This is a genomic window from Herbaspirillum lusitanum P6-12, assembly GCF_000256565.1.
Taxonomy (GTDB): domain Bacteria; phylum Pseudomonadota; class Gammaproteobacteria; order Burkholderiales; family Burkholderiaceae_D; genus Herbaspirillum; species Herbaspirillum lusitanum.
Genome location: NZ_AJHH01000425.1, coordinates 1 through 3,963 on the forward strand (window position 1 = coordinate 1; position 3,963 = coordinate 3,963).

Consider the following 3,963-nt stretch of genomic DNA (forward strand, 5'->3'; position numbering starts at 1 on the left):
GGCCGCCGCCGACACGGCCGCAGCCTTTGCGCTGCTCCATTCCGAAATGGCGAAGGCGTTGGCCGTCGCCAAGGACTCCAGGTTGCTGGCAGTAGTACGCGCATTGTCCGCTCGCACCAACAGCCAGATTGCACAGCTGGTCAGCGCCAGCGATACCACCACGGTTGCAGCAACGATCGCCAGAATTCTGGTGCGAATCGAAGACATCATGTCATGTTCCCCATGCGGCCTGAATGGCCGTGCACGAATGTGGCGCCATCGGCATCAGCATGCTCTCACAGCGTGCTGACGGCGATGACGGATCAGAACGTCCGCGCACCTTACTCGCCGGACTTCCAGCTCAGCGCAATCAGCAAGGCGCCAAGACCGGCGGCCAGCAGGAACGCGAAGGCGAGGTTGAACGAACCCTTGCCAGCCGTTACTAGCATGCCGATAACCACCGGCGCGATGCCGGCTGCGACCTGTCCGCCAAAATTGATGATGCCGGAGGCGGTTCCCACCGATTCGTCAGGCAAGTGTTTCAGTGGAATCGCGAAGACAGTGCCGTACACGGCGGTATAGCCGACCAGGCTCAAGGTCCAGAAGGCAAGCAGCCACGGCAGGGTGGTGGCCACCGCCATCAGCCCCAGGAAGACGATCACCATGGCCGCGCCAATGCTCATGAACAAACGGTCGCGGCCCTGTCCCACCTTGTCCAGCAGCCAGCCCACCACGTTGAGCGCGGCGAACGCCACCAGATAGGGAATGGCAGAAGCAGCACCGACGTGCACGATGTCGATGTCGCGGGTCTTCATCAGGAAGGTGGGCATCCATGAGATCAGACCGACATAGACAATATTGCTGAAAAAGAAAATCAGCATGGTCTTCTTCAAGACCATTTTTCCAAACAGCGTGCGAAACAGACCCTTTGTACGCACCTCTTGTGGTCGCACCGGCGAATCTTTTACAGCGAACCAGAGGACTATGGCCACCGCGACGCCTATCAGGCCGAACGCGTGATAAGCGAAGCGCCAGCCGTGAGCATGTATCAGCGCCGCAATGGCGCCCGTACCGACCGCACTGCCAAGAAACGACGCGCCGATGATCAACGACTTGGCGCGCGCTCGCTCGGGCTTGGGAAACGCTTCGGCAATCGTCACGGTACTGGCTGGTGCAAAACCGCCTTCGCCAAGGCCGAAGAGCAGCCGGATCACGATCAGGCCAAAGAAGCTTCCCGCCAGCCCGGTCATGCTGGTGAACACCGACCAACAGGCTACACAGAACACCAATACCCTGCGTGACCCGAAGCGGTCGGCCAGCCAGCCCGCCGCCAGTTGCATGAGCGCATAGCTGATGTAGAAAGATCCCAGAACCAGGCCGGCAGCTTGCGCATCCAGTGCAAACTCCTTGGTGATCGGGATGATGGATACGCTCATCGCCATGCGGTCGGCATTGGCGAGTATCCATGAGAACAACAGCGTGACGAGTACGAATATCTTCTGTCCGCGCCCGTAGCGGGCGGCCGGCCGAGGCTCCTGCACTTGACTGGCAAGCGCGTTCTGGTTGATTGATTGAGACATTTAGATTCCTGGTAAAGAACAACGTGAAAGAGCCCATCCCGATGAGGAATGGAAACGTTCAACACGCCGGCCGGCATGGTTGAAAACTTGGGCATGCAAGATGCGCGCCCTGGTGAATCGGCTGTACTCCGGCTGTACTCAGCCGCGCAACGCCAGAAAGACCTCTTCCAACGCATGCACGCGGGAAAAATCCTTCAACATCCCGAACAGTGCCTCGGCGCCGATCCCCATCGGCTTGCCGTGCGCGCAGTCCAGGAATTTCTCGCGCTGCTCCGGCTCCGAGAGCGGGTTCTGCGCACAGCCCTTGGGATACATGGACACTTGCTCCAGCACCCGGCCATCGGCAAACGTGATCCGCGCCTGGCAATCGCCGCCCCAAGGCAACGCTGCTGCCTGTGCGGATGCCTGGCGCTCGTGCATTTGCACCAGCGGTAGCAGCTGTCTCATTGCAACAGGCATGCGCGCCACAAACTCCTCGCTGAAGTGCGCCATGCGAGGCACCCCCTCAACCAGTGTCAGCGCAGCGCAGTAGTTCATGCTGAAACGCGCCTGCGCGCTGCTCTCCGGCTGGCGGTAACGCAGATTGGCAATCATGAAGGCCGGCATATGCAGGTCAATGGCGGCAATATCCTTGATAAAAAACCCCAGGTGCGACGACATGCAGGATGGATACAGCTTGGCCACCAGGCCGTATTCGTCGATGGCCAGCGGCGCGTGCGGGAACAGGCTGGCGGCAGAATCGCCGTCTTGCGTGCCGCCGGCATACAGTTCCGATAGCGACCACTTCCCCTGCAACATCTCCTCCACCCCGGTAATGCCGGAAGCTGCCAGGCGCGCCGCCAGAACCCCATGCATGGCCGCAAACCCGGCGTGCATGGGCTTGACCATGGAACCGAACTGGCGCTTGCTGCCGCCAGCCAGGCTGCTGCCGATACTGATGGCGTGCAGCACACCCTTCTCACTCAGCCGCAGCAACACTGCACAGGCGGCGGCGACGCCAATGGCACCGATGGTGGACGTCGCGTGCCATCCCGATGCGTAGTGCGAGGGATTCATCCGCTTGCCGATCTGCGCTTCCACTTCCAGGCCGACAATGTAGGCGTGCACGATGGCGGCCGCATCGGCGCCGGTTTCCTCGGCCAGCGCAAACAATGCCGGCACGAGGGAGGCGCTGGCATGTGTGACGGGTGGGAAAAAATTGTCGTCGAAATCCAGCGCATGGGCGGCGCAACCGTTGACAAGCGCAGCCCATGGCGCACCTACCGTAGCCTGCTGCGTGATGACACCGGCCCGGCCGGCGCTTTCCGCCGCACGCAAAAACCGACCGGCGTTGACGACGGCCACATCGTCGCGACCGCCCAGCAGGCAGCCAACCACATCGGTGATCGCGGTATGCGCGCGCGCCACCGACGACGCCGGAAAGCACCTGTCATAGTCGGCACACCAGGCGGCCAGGCGCCGGCTCAGGCCATTCATATCGTTCGCTGCGCTCACGCCACGCCTCCGGCCGCGACCGGCCCCATGCTTGTCGCCCGCACGTAGGCGTCGAAAAAGTCTTCACATCGCGCCAACTGATCCAGCGTCACGAATTCATTGGGCTTGTGCGCGTGGGCAATATCGCCGGGCCCGCAGACCATTGCAGGGATGCCTGCGGCGCTGAACAGGCCGGCCTCGGTGCCGAAGCCGACCTTGTTGGCACGGTCTGCGCCCAGGATATGCATCGCCCGACGAGCCAGACTGTCGCCGGCGGAAGTATCCAGACCCGGATACGCAGACAGCACCTCGAACTCCACACTCCCGATTGTTTCGGCGTCTCCCGCATACCCAGCCTGCAAACGCATCTGCGGCAACATCTCGCGCTCAACGTAGCAGCGCAGTTCATCCATTACTTGCCGTGGATCCACGCCGGGCAGGAAGCGGTGCTCGAACACGAACTCGCAACGGTCCGGGATGGTATTGATCACGGTTCCCCCCTGAATCACCGTAGTAACGATGGTCGAATACGGCACATCGAAGGCTTCGTCCCACGGACCGGCAGTGCGCGCCGTTCCGGCGATCTCACGGATCTTCACGATCAGTTCGGCGCTGAAATCGACGGCATTGATGGCCAGCTGCGGAGAGGAAGAATGCGCAGAATGCCCATGCACGCTGCAGCGATAAGCCTGCTTGCCCTTGTGAGCCAGCACCGGCTGCATCATGGTCGGTTCGCCGATGATCACACCGGTGGGCCGGATGTCGTTCTGCTGCAGGTCGGCCAACAATTCGCGCACGCCCAGGCAGCCCAGTTCCTCGTCATAGGAAAACGAAAAATGGATGGGCGTATGCAGTGTCTGCGCAGGTATGAGCCGCAGGCGCGTCAGGCAAACGGCAAGGAAGCCTTTCATGTCGCAGCTGCCTCGTCCGA

Annotated in this window: 3 protein-coding genes and 1 pseudogene; all 4 read right to left on the reverse strand. The window is 61.6% G+C overall.

Annotation, left to right across the window (positions count from 1 at the left end; all coding sequences use genetic code 11):
• Window positions 1-210 (reverse strand): annotated as a pseudogene (locus HLUSI_RS28630) (methyl-accepting chemotaxis protein); the annotation flags it as partial.
• A gap of 110 nt (window positions 211-320) precedes the next feature.
• Complete coding sequence (locus tag HLUSI_RS0113625; RefSeq protein WP_016834498.1) at window positions 321-1,559, reverse strand: MFS transporter; 1,239 nt, start codon at window positions 1,557-1,559, stop codon at window positions 321-323.
• 138 nt (window positions 1,560-1,697) lie between these two features.
• Entirely contained in the window at window positions 1,698-3,053 is a 1,356-nt protein-coding gene (locus HLUSI_RS28635) for an MmgE/PrpD family protein (protein WP_157137859.1), read from the reverse strand.
• A partial coding sequence (locus tag HLUSI_RS28640) for a M20/M25/M40 family metallo-hydrolase (protein WP_040503490.1) occupies window positions 3,050-3,963 on the reverse strand: 914 nt, incomplete at its 5' end. The genes HLUSI_RS28635 and HLUSI_RS28640, both read right to left, overlap by 4 nt.

Excerpts from the sequence above, each read along its gene's own strand:
- HLUSI_RS0113625 (WP_016834498.1), bottom strand. The coding sequence starts at position 1,559 with ATGTCTCAATCAATCAACCAGAACGCGCTTGCCAGTCAAGTGCAGGAG.